This window comes from Paenibacillus hunanensis (genome assembly GCF_034055775.1).
GTDB classification, from domain to species: domain Bacteria; phylum Bacillota; class Bacilli; order Paenibacillales; family Paenibacillaceae; genus Saccharibacillus; species Saccharibacillus hunanensis.
In genome coordinates this window covers 376,842-397,986 of the sequence record NZ_CP139194.1, presented here as the reverse complement: position 1 = coordinate 397,986, position 21,145 = coordinate 376,842, and the positions used below count along the sequence as shown (strand labels likewise).

At 51.8% G+C, this 21,145-nt stretch carries 12 protein-coding genes; all 12 read right to left on the bottom strand.

Translation table 11 applies throughout. The annotated features are described in order from the left end of the window. Positions 1–203: 203 nt before the first annotated feature. Positions 204–338: a hypothetical protein gene (locus SK066_RS01560; protein WP_320544775.1), complete on the bottom strand. Its 135-nt coding sequence runs from the start codon at positions 336–338 to the stop codon at positions 204–206. Between the two features lie 445 nt (positions 339–783). After that, on the bottom strand, positions 784–1,557 hold the full coding sequence (locus tag SK066_RS01555) for a GTP cyclohydrolase II (protein ID WP_320543373.1): 774 nt from the start codon (positions 1,555–1,557) through the stop codon (positions 784–786). Positions 1,558–1,723: 166 nt separating this feature from the next. After that, positions 1,724–2,824, bottom strand: a complete 1,101-nt coding sequence (locus SK066_RS01550) for an FAD-dependent monooxygenase (protein WP_320543372.1) — start codon at positions 2,822–2,824, stop codon at positions 1,724–1,726. A gap of 148 nt (positions 2,825–2,972) precedes the next feature. Beyond that, a complete protein-coding gene (locus SK066_RS01545; protein ID WP_250344306.1) occupies positions 2,973–5,213 on the bottom strand; it encodes a DEAD/DEAH box helicase in 2,241 nt (746 codons plus the stop codon). Next, positions 5,210–6,607, bottom strand: a complete 1,398-nt coding sequence (locus SK066_RS01540; protein WP_320543371.1) for an ATP-binding protein — start codon at positions 6,605–6,607, stop codon at positions 5,210–5,212. The genes SK066_RS01545 and SK066_RS01540 overlap by 4 nt, the downstream gene beginning before the upstream one ends. A gap of 8 nt (positions 6,608–6,615) precedes the next feature. Beyond that, on the bottom strand, positions 6,616–10,950 hold the full coding sequence (locus SK066_RS01535) for a TerB N-terminal domain-containing protein (protein WP_320543370.1): 4,335 nt from the start codon (positions 10,948–10,950) through the stop codon (positions 6,616–6,618). A gap of 196 nt (positions 10,951–11,146) precedes the next feature. After that, entirely contained in the window at positions 11,147–13,093 is a 1,947-nt protein-coding gene (locus tag SK066_RS01530; RefSeq protein WP_320543369.1) for an FAD-dependent oxidoreductase, read from the bottom strand. 39 nt (positions 13,094–13,132) lie between these two features. Next, positions 13,133–14,173, bottom strand: a complete 1,041-nt coding sequence (locus SK066_RS01525; RefSeq protein WP_320543368.1) for a YheC/YheD family protein — start codon at positions 14,171–14,173, stop codon at positions 13,133–13,135. An 85-nt stretch (positions 14,174–14,258) separates the two neighbouring features. Then, positions 14,259–15,320, bottom strand: a complete 1,062-nt coding sequence (locus SK066_RS01520) for a YheC/YheD family protein (protein ID WP_320543367.1) — start codon at positions 15,318–15,320, stop codon at positions 14,259–14,261. A gap of 85 nt (positions 15,321–15,405) precedes the next feature. Continuing rightward, a complete protein-coding gene (locus SK066_RS01515) occupies positions 15,406–18,849 on the bottom strand; it encodes a GAP1-N2 domain-containing protein (RefSeq protein WP_320543366.1) in 3,444 nt (1,147 codons plus the stop codon). Further along, a complete protein-coding gene (locus SK066_RS01510) occupies positions 18,846–20,108 on the bottom strand; it encodes a TRAFAC clade GTPase domain-containing protein (RefSeq protein WP_320543365.1) in 1,263 nt (420 codons plus the stop codon). The genes SK066_RS01515 and SK066_RS01510 overlap by 4 nt, the downstream gene beginning before the upstream one ends. 16 nt (positions 20,109–20,124) lie before the next feature. Beyond that, a complete protein-coding gene (locus tag SK066_RS01505) occupies positions 20,125–20,820 on the bottom strand; it encodes a beta-mannanase (protein ID WP_320543364.1) in 696 nt (231 codons plus the stop codon). Positions 20,821–21,145: the final 325 nt, after the last annotated feature.

The window sequence follows — 21,145 nt, the reverse complement described above, 5'->3', positions numbered from 1 at the left end:
GAGCGGTGTCCGCTCCCCTCACGGATAGTAACAAAAAAGCCTCCATTTCCATGGAGGCATGAACATCATTCCTATATTCCAAACTAACGTACCCTTGCTAAAATGTTGCTTCGCTATCCTATGTGTAGCCATCGACTCCATCACCAGCCGTATAACGAGCCAGCTAAAAGTCCATTGCGCCCACACCGTAAGTATATGTCCTTCTACATCGACCCTACGATTGAACTGCGAGTACCTAGTAATGTCTGCTTCAAAAGATTGTACTGATTAAGTATAGAATCAACTCTTCTCGACTGGTCCAATACGCGGTGGTCATGAAGATCATAGTACTGTACCATGTCATTAAGTTCCCGGCGCTCAATTTCGATATACTCTTCCATCTTCTTAAGCTCTTCCAAGAAACTCACCTCCTGCCGCGATATCTAAAAAGGAACAGATGCAATGCTAATATGGATGATTCTCTCTATCTCTCCTTGATTTGTATCTGCTACTCTGTCTACGAATTTTACCAAACGATTCCTATTTCTACCATATCAGATTTACATGTACTTTACATTTTAAAGTCAGCTTTTGCAAGTGTTTCTCCTGCTTGTACACGGCTATGTTGACCTAACTGCTCGCTTTCTAAATGACTGTAAAAGCATTACGGCTGCTACATAAAAAGCCAGTGAAGCGGCAATTTCATCATTCATTGCGCTTCACCAGCCTGAACATCCTTCGTATAGCGATGCACCATGTACACATCATCCGGGATCGATGATCTGCTGCCTATGATACGATGGCTTATTCTGCAATCGTATTGGTCATAGGGCCGCTGCCCAGGTGACCGGAGCGATTTACTTTTGTTTTCAAATACTTCTCATTAAATTCAGAAATGTCGCCCCATAGCGGAATCCGACCACTCACCCCTGCACCGGAGCGCTTGAGTGCTTCCAGCTTGCGTGGATTGTTTGTGATCAGTGTAACTGGCAGCTGACGCAGCTGATTCAAGACAGCGATCGCATCATCATAGTTACGCATATCATCCTCAAAGCCTAGCTCCAGATTCGCTTCGACGGTATCCAGACCTTGCTCTTGCAGCACGTATGCCATCGCTTTGCTGAACAAGCCGATGCCGCGTCCCTCGTGATTCGCCAGATAGAATAGTGCGCCCGTGCCATGAGCTACGATCATTTTCATCGACTGCTTCAGCTGATAGCCGCAGTCGCAACGCTTGCTGCCGAAAATATCACCGGTATGGCAAATGCTGTGCATCCGAATGAGCGCATCCGGTGAGCCTTTGAAGTCACCATAGACGAGTACGCTCGATTGCTGCGCTTCTGCCAGATTGGACGAGGACAGCATCTCGATGATCGACGCATGGTCGATGTTCGGATTGCCACATTCTGCACCTGGCAATGTATCGCAGCGCACCCAGCAATACCATTGGAAGATGACCGTTTCTCCATCCAGATTAACGGGCAAGCGAATCGGGCCAACCAGATAGATCGACTTATCCTGACTCGGTACAATTTGAATGCGATCCTTGAGCGCCTCAGTGATTTGGGGATTAATCATTATGAATTACCTCCGGTTATGTGTATCTTGTCAGTGATAGATACGTGTAATATACAAAATTGGATGACTGTAGATCATAGCTGCGATCCTGAACACATCCATTAAAATAGACAAATCGTATACATAGCTACGATGATTAGCGCCTGCTTACATGTACATGCTGTTCTCAGGGCTGGTAGGCGGGAAATTGGTCGCTAAAGCCAGCTTCACGTGCAAACTGGCTATCCAGCTCAGCGCGTGTTTCCTGCTGACGAAGCTGTTCAAATTGCTTGAGTCTTGCCAGTCCCGTGTCATCTGCGTGAAGTGCGTCGATGATCAGTGGTGCCAGCACATGTGCGTCCTTCATGGCGCTATTCACACCGATCGCGCCTGTCGGACTAAACGTATGTGCCGCATCGCCCATAATGACCAGACCAGGCTGCACCCATGTATCGCACACACAGCTCTGCACCTTGAGCAGCACAAAATCATTCCATGCACGCAAATGACGTCGTACCTTCTCTTCTAGCTCAGGGAACGATTCGATCAGCGCTTCGGTAAATGGCTCAACCGGTGTCTTGCGCAGCGAAGGAAAGCTATCCTGTGGAATATTCCAACCGATCTGAATATACCCTCCCTGCTGGCTAAACAGCGCTAGCTGTGCTTGCTTGGCAAGTGCCATCCGCACGGTCGCTGGCCAGCCCTTCGGCGCAGGAATACGCGCCCAGAGCAGATCAAAGCCGTGCTTTAATATTTGCGTGCCAATCCCAGCCAGCTTGCGTACAGTGGAATAACGACCGTCCGCACCAATGACCAGTTTGCTATTAATTGTCAATTCTTTGCCCCGATGACGCACTTTTACCCCGTTTACCGCACCGCTAATCGGATCGTGCAACAGCTCGGTCACACTGCTATCCATCATCAAACGATAGTTTGGATAAGGAAGGGATTGGCCGATTAGCGCCTGTAGCAGATTTTTTTGCGGAACATGAATACCGGTGTGCTGCTCCCCAGGAGCGGGTAAGATCGTTTTGACAATTTGGCCCTGCTGAAAATATTCTACACGTTCCATCAGCAAAAGTCCTGCTTGCTGAACATGCCCGTACAGACCGTGCTGGCGTAAAATTTGCTCGCCCTGCGCATTCAGATGCTCCCCGCGAAACTCCTTATCGATCCCTGCATGCCGCTCCAGTAAAATAACCTCTACACCGCTTGCAGCAAGCAGGTATCCAAGCAGTGCTCCGCCCGGTCCTGCACCCACAATAACAACTTCTGCATTCAAGCTCATCGGCTTCTCCTTTCCACCTGGTTTTCAGTATCTTTATTTGTAGTAGCAACATAAGGATATTACCAATACTTACTTTTAATAAGTAGAGTATATGTAATAAGTGTTCCTTTGTCAACTTTGTCATGAGCGTGCCAAAAAAGCCAGGGAATTAAGGCTCCCTGACTTCATTATCGGCTTGCGGCTGCAAATTGATGTGTACATTGCCAATCGCGAGCAGCGCTTCTCTCATGCCTTCCAAATCCAGTCCATCCGCAGCGAATGCCTGACGCACCAATCCGGGCTGAATGAATTCATCGTACTTGCCCAGATAAGGCGCTTCTTCATCGCTCAGTAGCTGCTCCGGGAAATCGATGCGCTTGCACTCAGCGATCATCTCCGCCATCAGCTCATACGCATCGGCTTTGCCGGACACGACGAAATAATACGGCTCCATCGGCGTCACTGCGCGCAGTCCGAGGCGTTCTGCCAGATTATGCTTGAGCAGACGCTCCAGCGTGCGAAATGGCTTGCTGCCCATCCATGGCAGCACGAAGCAGGAATCGCCACCCGCTGGTAAAACAGGCGTTTGCAATAGTCCTGTTTCCCGTGCCAGTCTGCGTGCACGCTCCAGACGTGCTGCTGCATTAGGCGCAAGGTAAGAATATAGCTCCGACGACGCGAGGATATCGCGGATTTTTTGCATGACACGGGTATCGACATCGCCCCCGGCACCGAGCCAGAGCGTATCGACCTTACCTTGAGATGACTTCACATAGACCGCCTTGTGGCGACTGTCGATCTCCTCAACCTTCCATAGCTTGCCTGCAAGGGAGAAGCAGTAGCCCGGCGGCGGTACGGTTGTGATCGAGCCAATCTCTTCCGAGCCATGATACACCGAATGCTCCTCATCATCCTTGAATACCGCATAGAAGCGGAAATTGTTCACGATCTTCTCGCCTGCCATCCCAATAATGAGCGTGCCTTCCTCTGTACGCTGAATATGATCCAGCTGAAGCAAGTATTGCAAAAATTGCTGATACTGCTCCACCGTGAATTCACGAAATGGAGGCAGTGTCATAATCGCACGCGCCAGCTCCGCAGGCTCGGCTTCGCCCATACTTTTGAGCGTACTCATCGTCTGATGATACAGAATACCGATCGGCAAGCGCCGCGCCTGAAATGGCTCGACCCAGCGATCACGCACATACAGCTCGATCACCGCAATCGCGCGTAGCATCATCCATGGCATACGTGCGGGAAGCTGTGCTTCTTCATCCTCTTCCTCCGGGCAAACGAAGATCATTTCCGATACAGCACCCTCACGTCGCCCCGAGCGTCCAAGTCGCTGGACAAAGCTCGAACACGAATACGGTGCGCCAAGCTGAATGACACGCTCCAGCTCACCAAGATCGATCCCTAGCTCCAACGTGAGCGTAGCGGCTGCTACAGCCGGCCCATAGCCCTCGCGTAGTGCGGCTTCGGCTTCCTCACGCAGCATCGCCGAGATACTGCCATGATGCACATGGAAAATGTCCGGCTCCTGCCGCTTGGCAGCTACACGGCGCATTTCCAGTGTTAAATATTCCGCATCGGAACGACTGTTAGTGAAGATCAGCGCCTTTTTATGATGGGTCTGATCGTAAATGAAATTATGATACGCTTGCTGCGCATATTCAAGCTGCTGTGCCTGCTCCTCATTACGCGCATCCGGGAAGGAGAAATGCTCGACACTGAGGCGTAGCTTGCGTGACCCTTGCGGTGAGACGACCTCCACTGGCTGCCCTGTATCCGAGCTTAACCAGGCACATGCACTCTCATAATCACTCAATGTCGCAGACAGACCGATCCGCTGTGGACGGCAGCCTGCCATCCGCTGAATGCGAGATAGCTGTGCCAGCACCTGAACGCCACGATCAACACCCATAAAGGCATGCACCTCATCCACCACAATATAGCGCAGATCACCGAACAGTGCTGGAATCGCATTGGGCTTGTTCATGAGCAGCCCTTCCAGCGATTCCGGTGTAATTTGCAGGATGCCTGAGGGATTTTGCACCAGCTTCGTTTTATGCGATTGCGGTACATCGCCATGCCAGTGCCAGACCGGAATCTCTGCGTCACGCAGCACTCCTTTTAACCGTTCATACTGGTCGTTGATCAGCGCCTTGAGCGGGCCAATATACAGAATGCCGACCGAGCTGGACGGCTGTTCATATAATGCCGTTAGCGCCGGGAAAAAGGCGGCTTCCGTTTTCCCTGAAGCGGTGCCAGAGGCGATCAGCAGATGATGCGGCGTATCGAGCAACACTCGACATGCCTCTACCTGCGCCTCACGCAGCTCCTTCCAGCCGCTACGATAGATGTACTCCTGAATAAACGGCGCCAACCGATAAAACGGATGCCCGCTCACAGGTCAAACTCCGCCAGAAAGTCATCCACTTCATCTGGCTGTGCCGAGGCGATGGGTCCGCGCGCATGATTGGTCGCGTTAGCTCTAGCAGGCGAGGAAGTCTGCTCCGGTGTCGAAACTACTGGTGCAGGAGTTGCCGCCAGCTCGCCGAGCAGCATATCAAAGCTCAATTCCTCGTTAAAATGGAGCGTGTTCAGCAGATCGACAAAGTCGCGCACCACCTCACGCGGAGTGAGTAGCTCATCTGCACCCAGTCTGCCGACTGCCGTCTGCATAAAGGCGACGAGCTGATGCTGCTCCAGTACTATTTCATATTTGTAATGCTGGCTGTGAATATCGCGCAGCTTTTGCAGCATGAGCAGAATTTCTTCATGGGACAGCATCTCCAGACGAATGACCGGGCCGGCGAAATTTTTCGTGCTACTAGCCGCAAAGCGACTTTCCGCCAGTCGCGAGCGTAGCGCCTCGTAGCTGTACAGTCCACGGCGCGGGTCTTCCACGAATTGCGGGGTACCACCAACGAATACGCCCAGATGTCCAGCCTTGCCCTGCATCGTATCATTAAAAATCGTCAGCAGCTTTTCATAGTTACTCTGCCGCGAGACACTATTCGAAATTTTATATAAATTCACGCCTTCATCGATAAACAGCAGTAAGCCCTTATAGCCGATCCGAGCAGCAAACTCCGCCCATAGCTTCATATAGTCATACCAGCCATCATCATCGATAATAACGCTCACATTCAACTCACGCTTGGCTTCGGTACGCGTCTGGTATTCTCCACGTAGCCAGCGAAGTGCAGATTGCTTGAGTGCATCCTCGTTCAAGCGAATGCCTTGCCAGTACGCCGATAATACTTTGGCAAAATCAAAGCCATGCACCCAGCCTTCCATTTCGGCTGTGACCGCATGGATACGGCGCTGTACCTCGATGCCAATCGTTGGGTCATCGGCAGGCACGCGCTGTTCTTCCATGACCTGCTGTTGCAGGGTGGAAATCCATTTTTGCAGCATCGATTCCAGTGCTCCACCATCTGGACGCGTGCGTGTAGACAGATTGGTCATTAGCTCGCGATACGTTGCCAATCCCTGCCCCTTCGCTCCGGTTAGACGGCGCTCTGGCGATAGATCGCCATCAGCTACGATAAAGCCGCGATCCATCGCGTAATTGCGCACCATTTGTAGCAAAAAGCTTTTTCCGCTACCATAGCGTCCGGTAATGAGCTTGAACGCAGCGCCACCATCGGCAACATTGTCCAGCTCACGTAAAATGGACTCAATCTCATATTTGCGTCCGACCGCGATATGCTCTAAGCCGATTCTCGGCACTACACCTGCGGCAAACGAATTCACCAGTGCGGTCGTGACACGTTTTGGTATTTTCACATCATTCATTTTCCAGTTCACCTCATGATGATTGCATCCAGCAATGATCTGTATTCTTCCATAACCGCACCATCATCCAGCAACAGATCACCGATATGATCCATTGCCAGATCATTGACCTCGTCAGCCAGCAGTGCTGCCATCGTGCCATAGCGTGCTGCCACGCCTTGCAGTGTATGCTCGTCCGCATCATCCAGCATCGCAGCCAGCAGCTCGATATGCTGCGACTGCATCGCTTGCAGGCAATCCTGCCATTCCTCATCCATCTCTGATATATCCAGCAGTCTCGCAGCAGACGATGTTGCCGCTACAGGCTTGGATGCTTCCTCATGATCATGATTGGCAGAAATATCAGGCTCCTGCTCATTAGATACAAAGGCGGAATGCACGGTATTGCCGCTTCCTGCTGTATGAACAAATGGAGTGACTTCCAGCAGGGATGACTCCATTTGTTCAGTCTGTTGCTCTATAAACGAAGCTTCCTCAGTGATAGGCTCTGCGTTTGTATCCCATTCGTAGTTCGTATCCTGTTCACAATATTCCGCCGAGACTTGTTCATTCGGTATATTAGCAGTTGGCTCCGCTTCGTCCAGCATATGGATCGCTCCGGGTACGACAAGCTCATCCATTTCCTCATAGTCATATATCGGTTCATGCTGTATCGATGTAGCATTCGCTTCGTCCGCTTCTGTCTCGCTTCGCTCTGCCCTTTTCGCGGCTGTCGACTGCGCGGCAGCGGCTGCCCACTCCGCATAGGCCTGTTCTGCCTGCTGCTCCTGCCGGATCGCTTCCTTCTCTTCCTCACGCAAGGTTAGCATATCACGCACAACTGCGGAATCCGCCTGCAACCGTTCCAGCAATGCCGGGTCGATCTCAACACGACGCGGCGCTGCCTGTTCCTCAGGTATGGTAAAGGCACGTCGGATATAGCGTTCGATCAGACGAGCGATCTCCGGCTCGACTGGCGGCTGGATCCGTAGTCGCCCATTGACGTTGAGCTGCTTACGCAGTTCATTTTCCGTCAGCTTCACGATCCCGGTTAGAAACTCACGTAGCGGTGCATGCTCTATCAGCGGTAAACGTCGCACGGTGCAGGTACGCCCGTGACTTGTAGAGTCGTAGACCGCACTGCGGAACAAGTAGCGCTCGCTCTCCCGATAGATGGGTGGGCGGAACAGCCCAAGCAGACGACTTCCCTGCTGACGTTCCAAAAAGGCATCTATCGCAGCCAGCACTTTAGGAATATATTCGTTCATCGCTTCCTTGCCTTCATCCGCATAAAAGCGGCTACGCTCCAGATCGTAATCGAGTAGCGATGGTAACAGCTCCATCGGCACCTTTACAGGAGAGGCTAGTAGCAGTCGCTCCCATTCCAGATCAGTCAGCTCCGTTGGAACATGTCGCGGCGATTCCAGTAACAGCTCTAACAGCGATTCATCCAATCCATGCACCTGTGCAAAATCAACGATCCACGGTGGCAAATATCGATCTAGCTTACCAAAGCGGTGACGATACTGCCGCCAGAGGTTCATCAGCATATGATAGCCGTCCAGCGGCTCCTGCCAGCCTGCTCCATTGATCACTTCATAGCAGAGCAGGAAAACATACGATAAATCCGTTGCCGGATAACGCTCCTGACGCACCTCATTTCGCCAGTAAAAATACCAGCGCTTCTGCCGCCAGGTCATACTCTCATAGGTTGGCCAATAACTCATAAAGGGTACAAATTCAGCCTCTTCCTCCACCTGATCGGCCATTTCATGGGCACGCAGTGCAAATACATATTCGGCACTCTGAATCGCTGACATGGAGCGTCCCATCATTGCCGCAGATTGATCAAAGGCCGTCATGCCCGTTGTTGACGGTGGATACGCGTCAAACATCGGCTCCAGTGACAATATCTCCTGCTCGGAAGATGTCCGTGACAAGCTTCCCTTCATCGACTGATCCTGCTTCGCTATAAAGCTGGAATCGTCTCGCTCTGGTAATGGCTCGTCCGGTGCTGGGATGGCGTAGGAAATGCCATCTGTACGCGACAACAGAATTGGCTCTTCACTGCGTTGATGTCCGTTCTCTCTATCGGCAAGAGTATGAATAGCATCCATCTGATCCAAATGCAGATTCGAATGGGTAACCAACAGCTCGGTCGATGACGACGAAGTGTTCTCATCGTGTACATCTGCATCCAGTAGTATGGCTGTAGAATCAGTCTCAGTTCGCTGTGGTATCTTCAACGATGTATCCTGCACAGAGCTATCCCCATCGGCAATCTCGGATGAGGCTGGATTCGGATAATCAGTATCCTTAGCTTCTGTCCAGTTCAATGATGCTGTATCCGTTCCATTCCTCCAGCCTGATCTGGCTGATCCCGATCCGGTCGAACTCGTATTCAAGCGTTCCCAGCTCGCAGCATCTTCCTCTGCTTCTGACGATACGGCTGGCGGTACGTACAAGCGGCGTGTACTTGCTTCGGTATGCGGTAGCTCAAGCTCGGCTCCTGCATAAGCGGTATGCGGCGTATATTCAGCAGGATAGCGTCCTTCCGCCTGCTCCTTTTCAGATGTTGGCTGTACAAAGGCTGGCGGACGCTGAATATGAATGCCCTGACGGGACAATTCCTGTAGCAGCCCTTCCATCCGTTCCGACTTACTCTGATGATCCATCGCTGGCTTGGAAGAAGCACTAGATGGCATGTCCACTGTAGGCTGTTCGGTCTGACGATATGGCATTCGCGTTGCAGAGGAATCCCATGGTTCAGCTTGAGCCTCCCGCTGCGGCATTTGCGAAACGTTCATTGCCTCAGCACGTGGTGGAATGCGCAAGCCACGCTCCGCTGTTCCCAGCTCTAGCTCGGTAAAGCCACCTGTACGCGCCATTTGCGGCAATCCTGGCTGTGCAGCACGACGCACCAGCATCGTATACGGTGGTGGCAACTCGGTTAATGGATGCTCTGGATCAGCAATCGCATATTCCCGCACGACCGAATGAAATAGCTTGAGCAGACTCGTTTGTGCTGTACGCAGATGGGGATCGTCCAACATTTCATTTTCCGTGAAAATAGATAAGCGAATACGTGCATTGATCTTGTTCATCGCGCGATACATTTTACTGGATACATCGGCGGTCATTTCATCCGGTTCCAGATAGATCGCAATATCCACACCACCCGGCAGGACAGCACTTCGCTGACTGAGCAGACTTACAGGGACAACGGTGAGGGAGCGATTCGAAGCCGATTGGGCAGCTTTACCTGTCGATGCTTCTTGCCAGTGTGGCTCTAGCATCGATGACCAGCGCTTCTGTAGCTCAGTTAGCAGTGCTTTACGTCCGATCAGAGCGATTCGGCACGAAGGAAAACGCCGAATACGCTCAGCAATAAATTCGCCCAGTGCTTCACTTTGCGCCATCACACCACCCAGCATCGCACCGGATATTCCCCAGCGACACAGAAACTCAAAATGATCATATAATCCGCCCTGTCCGTCCGGCAGTGCCAGCCCGGGGATCACCATCTCTTCCCACGGGCCACGCAATCGCTCGGAGCCGCGCTGGATAATCTCCTGCGGAGTGAGACGGCTATTGCGCTCCAGCGGCGTACCATCTGCCATCCGTCCCATCGGCCCCAGACCAAGCTCACGCAGCAGATCGGTTTCCACCTGGCTGCCATCCTCCAGCCGAATCGTAGCGCCTGCCGAGCCCATGCGGCGCGATAATTCCACAGCTGGATAGCGTATACCACCGATCTCGATCATCGGTAGTGCCATAACGGTGCCAACACCATCCCGTTCTTCGAGTCGACCTTCCAGCAGCCAACGTGCCTCGGTATGCCAATCCGTTTCAAAGGTAGCTTCCTCATACGGAATGCGCGGTGTGGATACCGACTCTGCCGTGTAGATCGAAGCTCGGTCTTCTGGCATAGCCTCTGTAGCATCAGCCAGAAAGCTTGCTTCCTCGTGCTCATACTGTGCACGATCTCCCTCATACAGCGTGGCTGTTGTTACATCTGCACTTCCTGCTAGCACCGCTTCGGCATGCTTGTCCCAATACGCTTGCACAGGTGCACCCTCATCCGTTTCCAATGCACCGGGCAAGAGTCGTAGTAGCCGAGCATACAGGGTTCCTGCTTCATCAGGGCGCAGCAGGCATTCACTATGACCGGATGCGCTGAGCTGCCAGCGCTCCTCGCCGGACAGCGTGCAGCCCATGACCAGCTGCTGGATATCCCGCGCCTTTTCCGGCTCGATGGCGTGACTGCCATACGAGATATGCAGGAAAAAGCCTCGGTCTTCCTCGAAGCTGAGCAGAGCGATATACGATTTGTCCGTGAACGATACCGGAGAAGTTAACGTCATGATGCAACCTGGCCTTTCTGTGTATTCGTAGTCAACATAATATCCCAATTATACATGAACCGTTCGCCCGATTGGTATAGGTAACGAACATATTTTCGTCATTTGCGGAAGCAGCAAGAAGCCGAAGCACTATCATGAAAGTATCACAATAGGGTTGCTTCGGCTTATTTTATCGTTCTATACGCTCAAAAAATATTCACTGCACCTGCGATGGAATCCGAAATTGTCGATAGACCCATCCAATTAATTCCATTTCATCCGGTAAACCACCGGCAAAGCCGATATACCCATCCGGTCTGAGCGCTACATAGCCACCGCGTTCCATTCCGTATAGCTTACGCAGCTCTCCATTCGGGTCAGATAAAAGCATATTCGGACGCGGCTCGGGCAGCATGAGCGGTAGATCAGGTAGCACGATCACCATATCGATGACCGGACGCCAGCTATCTGCAATACGATGTAGCAGTGGAATGCGTGTGCGCTCATCCTCATCCCATTGCTGTGGATCTTCGGGACGTGGGAGTGCAGGCTCTGAATCAGGAAAGACGAGCAGTACATGCTTTTCCCGGCTCCACCAGTCCAGCTCTGCTGCACCACTCGGAGCACGGTCACCAGGCACGACCATTCCATGCTTCCAGCTATCGCCCTGCATAACCATCTCACTATGACGATAATGAATGCCCGTTTCGGATAGAGCGCGAGCGAGTAAGCGCTGTACAATTTGACGAGATGACACAAGCGGAGCCATCGTATTACGCGCAGCGGCAAATAACGGGAACCGATTCAAAGCCAATCGGGTTAGCCAGCCTGTCCAGCGTAACAGATTACGTCCAACCGGCTCACGCTCCTCATTATAGCTATCAAGCAGGCTGGCATCGGCACGTCCGCTACAGACAAGCGCCAGCTTCCAGCCCAGATTAAGAGCATCCTGCATGCCGGTATTCATCCCCTGCCCACCGAGCGGAGAATGAATATGAGCCGCATCACCAGCCAGCATGACTGCACCAGCGCGATAGTGATCTACTTTGCGCTGATTAATATGAAAGCGTGTCAGCCAGATCGGATCGTATACGCGGAATTGTCCGCCTGTACAGGTATCCAGGATCTGCTGCACCTCTGCTAGCGAAATGTCCCGTGCTGCACCTTCTGCCGCAGACCCTACTTTGCCCTCCTGTGATGAAGACTCCTGACTATTATGCCGTTCCGGTGAAGCGATAATCACTCGATGGCGGCCCTGTCTCATCGGGAAAAAGGCAGCGATTTGCCCTTGATGAAGATGAATATGCAGGCGATCCTGCTCGATCTCTCCCTCCACCTTCACATCTGCCAATGCAAAATCCTGCATGATCGATACACCAGGAAAGTCCATCCCGAGCAGATGACGCACCTTACTATGTGCACCATCGCATCCGATAATCCAACCGGCATGAATACGCTCCTGCATAGTGGACAGTGAATCGGCAGACGGAGCTGCTGACTCCGTTGTTCTTGTATTGTCACCCGTCACCTGGGATTGTACCCTGTTCACGGTCGCTGTCATGCGCAGTACAGGAGCATTTTTCGCTGCTCCGGCAGTGGTCGTTGTGGAATTTGATGATACAGGTCGCCGCAAATGCGGGGGCAGCACTACATTCGATGCAGAGCCAGCATGAGCAGTCGCTGACGCAGCAGAGGTCGCCTCGACCTTCTCTGGCGTATAATGCTCCAGATCAGCAAGTGTACATCCATATTCAACCTGTACACCAAGCGCAGCCAGCCGCTCCAGTAAAATATGCTCCGTCTCATTTTGCGGCAACATCAGCACAAAAGGGAATCGGCTCGGAATACGCTCGCCAAATGCAATATCAGCAAGCTGACGTGTGCCACTATATAAGGCTGCCTGCTGAATCGGCAGACCCTGCTCGACCATTTGCGCGGATACGGACGGCTCCAGTAGCTCCAGTGTACGTGCCATCACACCGAGCGCCTTGCTATGCTGAGAAGGCCCCGATGCCTGATCGATTATACGAATGTGAGTGCCGCGCCGCGCCAGCTCAATCGCCAGCGTCAGTCCCGTTGGCCCTGCACCGACGATTAAAACGTCACAGGTAGAGGCATGAGCGGCATCATGTAAGGAATCAAGCGAAGATGAACTGAATGACATGGGAATCACTCCTTTTCGGCTTGCCTTCTTCTGTGTAGGTCAGGAATGTGTAGCTACATACAGGCTGTATGCAATTGCTGGACGTGCCATTTCTACAAATTGAAACATAGATGACGGTACGCCTGCACCGACCTCGAATAGCTGAATACGATGGTCTGCATCCATTCCCAGATCCAGACCGATCTCATGCAGGCGTCCATCTAGCTGCTGCTCCATAAATTGTGCGAGCCTTAGCGCATACTGATGAATCCGTTGCTCGGTTGCACCGCCCACATCCTCATCAAACTGATGCTTCAAAAAGCGGTTCCATGTGGTCGTCATCTGAAAGGTATGCTTGCTGTTCGTCACCTTGCTATGCGGCTCGGACGAAATCCAGACGGCACAGAAGGCGACTACCCATTCATTCTGACCGTTTTTGGCAAGATGCACACGGATATGAAAAGGAAGTCCCTGCTTCGTCACACTCGTTACGAGCTTTTGCAGACAATACTTTTCACGAATGAGCATTTCCAGGAATTCCAGCATTTGCGTCTCATTCATCCGATGGGCATACTGCTGATCGAACACTTCAAATTCATTACCCTCTATACCAATCGTGAACGCGCCTTTCCCCGAGGTGCCTCTATCTGGCTTGGCGATTACCCGGCCATGCTTATGGATAAACGCCAGCCCTTTCGCCGCCTCCCGTAGCGTCTGAAAAGGGATCAGATACGTTTTTAGCTCCTCATCCTTGCGCAGCATATTGTACGCAACCGTCTTATGCACGGACATGCCGCGCAGCGTATGGGTAAATGGAATCGTCTCCAGCTTACGATATACATCTTCGTACTTTTTGATACCGCGCCGCCGCATACGATCATAGATCACATCAGGATACGCAAATTCCTGCTCCACCCACTCGCCCAGCTCCAGACGATGACCGCGAATCCGGCGCTGCTGCTCATCTACTCCAGCTGGATAAAAATAAAAAAAGTCTGCATCATAGCTTGCGGCTACGAGCGCATTGGCAATCAATAGCTCAGGCTCGACCTTCCAGCCAATCAGCAAGCCGATTGCCAGACGCCGCCTTTCCGTTGGCATCCTTTCCCCACCCTTTCATAACTGCTCCTCTTCCTATCTATTATCATCATGATAGATCAATCGATAGAGAGGACGCTATATGTTTTTATGGAGCTGTTGGCTCTGGCTCCGCCCCCGCAGCGATACGCAGACTGTATGCCATCGCCGGAAGCGCAATTTCCACAAAATGAAAGACCGTCGAAGGAATACCGAGCCCTGCTTCAAATAACCGGATACCTCCCGCCTCATTCAAACCGATATCCAGCCCTACTTCATGAAAGCCGCCCTGTAGCTGCTCTTCCATAAACTGCGCCAGCTGGATCGCATAACGATGAATATGGCGATCGGTGCTGCCACCCGGCTTCTCCTGAAGTTGCCTCGCCAAAAATAATTCCCATGTTGGAGCGACACGAAACGCATGCTCACTGTTCGTTACCCGAATCGATGGGTGCAGCGAGAGCGAGGGAGCACAGAAGGCTACCGTCCATTCCCCTTTGCCATCCTTGGCCACATGCACACGAATATTAAAAGGAAATCCCTCTGCTGTAACGCTCTCTACAAGCTGCTGCAAGCAATACCTTTGCGGAAGCAGCATCTGCAATAGCTCCAATAACTGCGCCTCATTCATCCGATGCGTATACTCCTGATCCGACACCTCGATCCAATCGTCCTTTACGTGTACGACAAAGGTGCCTCTGCCAGAAGCTCCTTTATCCGCTTTGAGGATCACAGAGCGATATTTGAAAATGAACGCCAGTCCAGCATCTGCATCGCGTAGCGTTTGAAAGGGGATCAGATACTTTCGCAGTGCCTCATCCTTGCGCAGCATGTTATAAATGACCGTCTTGCGTCCCCATCTGCCGCGTAGCGTATGGGTGAATGGCACATTTCCCAGCTTGCGATACACCTCGGTAAAGCCTTTCACCTCACGGCGGCGCATACGATCGTACACCACATCAGGATACGGAAATTCTCCCTTTTCCCATTGCCCCTCAATGAATTGAAAGCCCGTAATTCGACGACGCTGCTCATCTACACCGACAGGGAAAAAGTAATAAAAATCTGCATGCAGACTGGCTGCGGCTAATGCACATGCCTTGAGCATAGCGGGCTCAATCTCCCAGCCGATCAGCAAGCCAATAATAGGTCGACACTGTTGTTCCTGCATCGGTGTCACACTCCTTATGAGAACAAGCATGGTGATGTGCCAATAGCCCGCTTTTCATAAAAGAAGAGCGGGCGATCGGTGTAGCTTAATTGGTGCTATCTGTCGTTACTGTAGATAATGCTGTGATGATGTAGTCCACATCACCAATACGAATGCTTTGCAGATTATCGATATTCGTCTTCGCTGGTAAAGCGAGACTCACTTCGTATGGATACACCTGTTGTAGCTCATCTGTTGTCAGCGTGAGCGAAGCTGGTGCTGTAGCCCCGCCCTCCTCGCTACTTGTATCCGATGTACCGGATGTAGTAGATGAAGACGTACCTGTACTCGACTCGGTGGATGGATTTCCTGTTGATGTCGAAGAAGATGTGTTCGATTTGTCTGTAGCACCGGAGGATGTCTCACTGGCAGATGTTGCTGAGCCCGTGTCTGTTCCTTTGGACGTCTCCATGCCTGTCGAATCATTACTCGATGTCGACTCACCATTGGAAGTCGTACCTGTTGCTCCATCTGTCTTCGAATCGCTCGATTCCGATGTACTACAGGACATCTGTGGATCCAGCTTTTCATAATTGATCTGCTGACCATCTTTGAGCAGTAATGTCGCTTTTTTCGGCTCGAAGGCAACGCATGGTTCCATCATTTTAAAATGAAATACAAGGCGTGCTGCTTCGGCTCCAGTTGTGCCAGCTTCCGCATTCGTTGCACCCGCAGCATCGGTATCTGTTCCCCTGTCGGAGCTGTTGCCACTGGAATTGGAGCTATCTCCTGTTCCCTTACCTGTTGTTCCTGTCGCAGACGAGGACGCGAGCGTGATCGTTGGCGCTGTGGACGCCGAAGCTACCGTATTGGAAGCCGTGCTTCCCTCTGTGTCTGCACGATCTGCATTGTCATTGCCAGAGGATTGCCCATCCGTACCAGAGGAAGTTCCACCATTAGCACCACTGACTGTCACCAGTACATCTGGCAAGTCATCCGGGTTAATAGCAGGCTTCTGTGGTGTATTCGTTTGTGGGACGGTCGCTACCGTCTGATTGCCGCCGCCAAACACATTGACAAGATACACGGACAAGCCACCTACTGCACCAATGGCGAGCAGTCCTACCACGACGAGCATAGGCAAGCGACGACGATTGCGGCGCAGCCATTTTTGCCATGGCGTAGCCAGCTCGTCTCTGACACGATCATATACCGCTGCCAGTGCAGGCTTGTTCGCGGGTGCCCCCTGCTTGAGCGGACTGTGTCGGAACGCTTCCCGATCATGCTTACGGAAATAGGCTAAAATAGCCGCTTCATATGCAGGTACGAAGCGCGGCCTGCCACCTTTGCCACGCGAGCTGCTACTTTCTCGGCTACGATCCTCGCCACGCTCGGATGAGCGCTCACGTCGACGTTCGCCCGCAGCAACTTCACCGGACATCATAAAGGCAGGCTGACCCTCTGACCATGCAAAAAAGTCATACATCGTCTGCTCCGATGATGCCTGCTTCCGCACTTCCTCTACCAGTGTGGAGTAATCCAGATCATTCACCGTAGCGCTATACGCAAAAGCTACCGGCAGACGCTCGAAGCGTCCACTCCGAATATCCTCGCCCAGCCAGGAGCGTCCAAGCTTCTGCACCTCGTCCTTCTCAGCAGGTGGTAGCTTGTCCATCTCCTCTACCCAGTCCACATCCATACTGGTTGCACTATCATCGAACCAGCAATATAGCAGCTGAAGCGCACGCTTCTTACCATTCAAGCGACGATCTGCCTTCGATGGATCTTCATCACTCGGCAATGGATAGCCCAGAAAATCTGCTTGTAGCAAACGACTTCGCGTCAGTGTCGACCATTCCAGCTCACTTAGCAAAATACGCTCCGTTGCAATACGCATCTGCTCGCCGATACCTGACTGCTTCCACGCCTGTTCGTTCACGTTCGGCTGCTTGCCCATCTCCAACCGATCCAGTAAACGGAATACCTCACTTGCCTCAGCCAGCATATCGCGACTACCCCGCAATGCTTCGGTAAATGATTGCCCGGCTTGCAGACGATAATCATCCAGCTCCAGCAATTGCGGATACCGACTTCCCCACTCGGCAGTCAGTCGAATCACTTCCTCTACTGAGCCTGCCTGACGGAACTTGCGTTCAATTAGCGGTGTCAGCAGCTGTGCAGCAAGCTTGGGCTGACTGCCCACGAGCTTGAGAAACTCCTCATACAGCGATGGATTCTTTTCTAACAAAGCATATAGCGCCTGCACATCCGTTCCTTGCTGGCGACTAACTGCATTATGAATAGCAATGACAAAATAATTTACGATCTTACGTCCGGTATGCTGTGGATCAATCTCATAATAATCAGCAAATGCATCTGCGACTGCCGTCTCCGGCACCTCGCCTGCACGCACACGATCAAATTCGCGATCAAACCGTGACAGGAACAGATCATTCAGACGCATCGCTGTTTCCAGCGCACCTTCTGGACGCAGATGACGCAGCAGTGCTTGCAGAATTTGCGCACGATGGCTGGTATACAGCGATTCGTCGCCCTGCTCCACACGATACAGAATCGTCCATTCGTCATATTGTGCCGGATCAGGAAGTGCTTCGGTCGCAGCGTCAATCCCTGCCTGTCCATGATCAGCGAATTCCTGTAGCTCCTTCAGCTTCTCCGGACGAGTCAGATGCTGCCACGCATAATCGATATACAGCTGACCTGCTTTACCTGCCTGTGCTGCCTGAATCCGTCCATTACTCAGGTCGAAAATGTACTCTCGCTCCAGATTCCGATCTCCAGCGCGAATCGAGCCACTCTCTACGAATAGCACCTGCATCCCTTTACGGCTTTCCGGTTCCTTCGCATACGTTGTGAAGCCCAGCCGACGACGGAATGCATACGGCAAGGCTAGCATCAGCACCTGTAGCAGACGATTCGCTTGTACAGGTAGCTCACGTACAGGCACATTCAGCGAAATATATACTTTGCGATGGCGATGGATCGCGGACATGACCGCGCCCAATAGCTGGCGAAATAGCGTTTCATCCAGCCCCAGCTCGCTCAATACCGCACGCGGATCAAGCGCTGGCGCAGTATCGCGTACAGGCACATCCTCCAGCTCATCCAGCTCTGCTCCCTGATCGGTATCATACTGTTCACGGAAGTCGGCATGTAGCCAGCGATCATAGTGATGCACCCATTCCTCACCACGCATCGCTGGAACCACATAGTTATGTGTAAAAAACGCACTGCGCAGCCCTGTAAAATCAGTCGGCACATATACGCTCTGTCCCAGCACCATATCGCGGTTGTCCAGCCGAACAAGCTGGAGTGCTGCCGGGTAGAGCGCTGCGTCCTTTTCGCCCTGCGCCTGTAGCTGCGCAGGAGCATCATAGGCGCACAACGGATGAAGATTCTTTTTAATAAAGGAAGGATCAAGACCGGGAGAACGAGCGACTGTATCATAGCCTTCTGTCGTACGGAAAATTCCGCTCTTCTCGCGTGTGTACAGCTGTTGCTGAATACGAGCGTCCGAAACTAGATTCAAGTCTGTCGTCTCCCTTCAATATAATTCAGTTTGTACATCAGCCAGATAAATGGCTCATCGACGCGGATCGGGCTCACGACACTTTGCAGCTTCTGCTCGACCGGATTACTACCGAGCGCAGAGACAGCAAAATAAGCCGTATCCTTGAAATACACATCCATCGTGCCTTTAAATGGACGATCCACACGCTCGATAAAACGGCGAATCTCGCCATCAATATTTTCATATTCATCCAGATCGAAATGTCCACGGTGTACAACATTATGGAAAATATTACTGTTCGACTTGATATACTCGCCATCATCGCCACGCAGCGATTCCAGCATGTCGCTCTTGGTCAGCACGACTGCGGTCGGAATATCGGTCTTGCTATCCTCCTGATGGGCGATAAAGTCGCTAAACAGCGTCAGTACCACATCACGCGGCTCATCATAACGCGATACCCATTCTCCCCGTGTATCACCCAGCTTCAAGCGGATACGATCACGGATCGAACGAATTTGCAGCGGATCGACCATGAACAGAATGCCTGCGGAGTTTTTGATATGCTGACCGTGCAGACCGAGGTAGTCCTGATCGACCATACCTTCACCCGCTACATCAAAGAACACCAGCGTAAGCGGTGGCTTGGATTCATCACGGAATACAAATTGGAAAATAAACGGCTCCTGCATCCGCTCCTTCTGTGTCGAAGCGAGCAGATCGCCACGTTCAAATAAAGGCTCTTCATAGTTCATACGGAACTTACGGCTAATCTCCGTCGTCAGTGGCATACATGCCGCATCAAAACGATCTGCGGTGGAGTTTTGCAGCGTATGAATGAGTGCAGTCATATAGACCGACTTCCCAACCTGCGAAGCGCCGACGATCGAAATGATATTACTCGGCACCTTGCCTGCCGTTACGGGCAGCTCATTATGACAATGCGGGCACAGACGGCGACGCGTCACTTCACCATAACGATCATTCAGACCGACCAGCACCTGATCCGAATAAATACGGTGCTCCTCCGGTACATCCTGAGGACGCAAGACCGCCTCCATATCATGGATCGTATCCAGCCCGAAGCGTGCGCGATAACGATTCAGCCTTGCATCCTCGCGCAGCGCATAATCCTCATCATCCTCACGGTGATGGCTCGCCCGAAACTCTACCTCATCCGGTTCGAATTTATTAAAGCAATACGGGCATACAATATCGTAATATAGCGGTCTGGGTTCGGATTCCGGCTTACGTTTAAACCAGTTGAAAATGTTCATATCCCCCAACTTCCCCCTACTCCAAAATTAATTCGTACAGTTGTCCATACCTACGTCCATCGGTAAAAAAGAGACGCACATATTCATTTTTGCCAATCTCAATCGCAGGCAGCTCGGTACGTCCAGCGCGAAAAGGCTCAGCGAACGGGTAGACTATACCATCCTCACGGCTGGCAGGATAGCCGCCTTCCTTTTTTACATAGCAGAGCACATCACGCTCGACGGGAACCTCAGCATGAACCTCGATCCGTACCGTTTTGCGTTTACTGAACCAGCTTGCTTGCTGACGAACGGAATAACGAATTTTCGCCTTACCTGCGCTCAGCTCTACGCGATTACCACCATCATGCTGACGAACAAGCACCATCTCGCCATCCTGCTCGACCGCCAGATGAACTCGATACGCCACCTTGCCAAAATGATCTAATCGCTCGCGGTAGCCATTGGTCGCTTTGTATTCCTCACGAGTGTACAGCTTAAATGTGCGGTGCGGAGGAAATGAATCCGAGGCATGCTCTGCGGTGGTGGCATCGCGATGATCCATAGCAAACGAAGAACTACCCTGCTCCTCTCCGTTATTTAGCTTTTCGATATAGACGGCTTCTGCATCGCGTGGCCATAACCAGCGCAGCATACACCAGCCCTCCTCTGCCTGAGCAGTCAATCCGCGAATAACCCGTTCATCTCCGGGCTCGGCGTCCACATAACGCATCGCACCCTCTCCCTCCTCTGTAGGCGTGTATTTAACATGATCGTTACCTGATATATGTTTATTACTCCTGTACATTCACTGCTTGATGTCGTCTATGTTGCTAGATCGTGTTTCTTCTTTTCATTGTAAACTAGAATGCGCCGGATACCTAACGATAACAATCACAACAATGCTCGCTAGATACAATGGCAGGGCAGGAATACTCCCTGCCCTGTAGTTATGCTGTTCGTTTATATGGAGCTGTAATTCTAGCTTATCTATTCATATAGCTTGTATAGATACATAGTTACTTTGAAAGAAGCATCTAGCATAGATAAGCGCTATC

Coding starts and splice junctions, on each gene's coding strand:
- SK066_RS01505 (WP_320543364.1), bottom strand. CDS start 20,820: ATGCGTTATGTGGACGCCGAGCCCGGAGATGAACGGGTTATTCGCGGA.
- SK066_RS01550 (WP_320543372.1), bottom strand. CDS start 2,824: ATGAGCTTGAATGCAGAAGTTGTTATTGTGGGTGCAGGACCGGGCGGA.
- SK066_RS01555 (WP_320543373.1), bottom strand. CDS start 1,557: ATGATTAATCCCCAAATCACTGAGGCGCTCAAGGATCGCATTCAAATT.
- SK066_RS01525 (WP_320543368.1), bottom strand. CDS start 14,173: ATGCCAACGGAAAGGCGGCGTCTGGCAATCGGCTTGCTGATTGGCTGG.
- SK066_RS01560 (WP_320544775.1), bottom strand. CDS start 338: ATGGTACAGTACTATGATCTTCATGACCACCGCGTATTGGACCAGTCG.
- SK066_RS01540 (WP_320543371.1), bottom strand. CDS start 6,607: ATGAATGATGTGAAAATACCAAAACGTGTCACGACCGCACTGGTGAAT.
- SK066_RS01510 (WP_320543365.1), bottom strand. CDS start 20,108: ATGAACATTTTCAACTGGTTTAAACGTAAGCCGGAATCCGAACCCAGA.
- SK066_RS01520 (WP_320543367.1), bottom strand. CDS start 15,320: ATGCAGGAACAACAGTGTCGACCTATTATTGGCTTGCTGATCGGCTGG.
- SK066_RS01535 (WP_320543370.1), bottom strand. CDS start 10,950: ATGACGTTAACTTCTCCGGTATCGTTCACGGACAAATCGTATATCGCT.
- SK066_RS01530 (WP_320543369.1), bottom strand. CDS start 13,093: ATGTCATTCAGTTCATCTTCGCTTGATTCCTTACATGATGCCGCTCAT.